The organism is Myroides indicus, assembly GCF_004364575.1.
Taxonomy (GTDB): domain Bacteria; phylum Bacteroidota; class Bacteroidia; order Flavobacteriales; family Flavobacteriaceae; genus Flavobacterium; species Flavobacterium indicum_A.
Window position 1 is genome coordinate 1 of sequence record NZ_SOAG01000072.1, and the last position, 1363, is coordinate 1363.

Annotated in this window: 2 protein-coding genes and 1 pseudogene; all 3 read right to left on the reverse strand. The window is 39.8% G+C overall.

Going from position 1 to position 1363, the window contains the following annotated elements:
• Nucleotides 1–83: hypothetical protein (locus C8P70_RS14110; protein ID WP_243832722.1), on the reverse strand; the 83-nt coding region annotated here is incomplete at its 3' end.
• Between the two features lie 74 nt (nt 84–157).
• Nucleotides 158–325, reverse strand: a pseudogene (locus C8P70_RS14115) (transposase); the annotation flags it as partial.
• Between the two features lie 49 nt (nt 326–374).
• Nucleotides 375–1363: IS1182 family transposase (locus tag C8P70_RS13705; RefSeq protein WP_166666243.1), on the reverse strand; the 989-nt coding region annotated here is incomplete at its 5' end.

The window sequence follows — 1363 nt, forward strand, 5'->3', positions numbered from 1 at the left end:
TCTATTTCCACTTTTTCAAGTCCTTTTAAGGTAAATCTTTTGAAGTTCCGGTTGTGTTTGAGTTGTGCAAATGTGGGTTCCACATCTGCTTTCCTCTGTTTCTTCTAATTCCCCCGATTTCAGAAGTGAGAAGTTCCCGGGCTTTTTGTTTGTGGTATTCCAATTTGTGATTCCTTTCCACCGTTCTGTTGTATTTTCCTTTGGAGCATTGGCTTCTGAGTGGACATCCTTTGCAGTTTTTGGCCGTATAGCAACTATAGGTTTGTTTATAGCCTGACTTTGTTTCGACTTTTTTCTCACCGCTCTTTTCCATACGTTGTCCCATGGGGCATACATAAAAACCTTGCTCTTCATTATAATAGAGTGAGTCTCGCTCAAAGGGTCTTGTTTTTTCTTTTCTTTGATTTGCCTTGCTCTTGGTCAAAGGTGTTGAACTTTACGAATGCTTTTATTGCTTTGTTTTCCAAAAGTTCGTAGTTCTCTTCGCTTCTGTAACCTGCATCTGCGGTGAGTTCTTCGGGAAGTTCATTGTAGAGCTTTTTATGGTTTTCTAAATGGGATTCTAAAGTATGGATGTCGTTGGTATCTTGATATAAGGTATAATTGACGATGATTTGGTTTTCTGTGCTGATTTGCGCATTGTAGCCCGGTTTTAATTGTCCGTTCTGCATATGGTCGTCCTTCATCCGCATAAAGGTAGCATCGGGATCTGTTTTGCTGTAGGAGTTTCGTTCTTTAAGTATAACTTCTTGTTCTTGGTATTTCTTTAAGTTCGGTGCAAAATTCTTTTGAATGTAACGGGATTTGGCTTTCTTCTTTGTATCGTCTGACTTGTCTTTTAGGATGCGGTTGATTTTATCTGCCGTTTGTTGGATTTTTTCGGGATCTGATTTTTTGAACTCAGGTGGCTCGGGATCTTGGTCCTCTTGATCGGCTATGGATTGTGCATATTGCCACATTTGCTCTAATTGTTTGGACATTTTCTCCCGATTGGTCTTGATGGCATTACCCCAGACAAAGGTGTATCTCCCGGCTACCGATTCGATTTTGGTTCCGTCTGTGTAAACCCGTTTCAGACTCACTAACTTCTCTTCTGCCAAAAGCAATACCACTTGTTTGAAGATCTCTTTGAATACGGATTTCAGTTTATTGCTCCGGAATCGGGCTATCGTATTATGGTCAATACTTTCTTTGCCGGACAGCCACATAAAATTGATGTTCTCATTGAGTGCTTTTTCGATTTTCCTACTCGAGTAGATATTGTCCATATAAGCATAAACCATCACTTTAAGCATCATTTTGGGATGATAACTGGGATGTCCTTCCCGACTGTAGGTTTCTAATAAGGGTTTTAAATCTATTT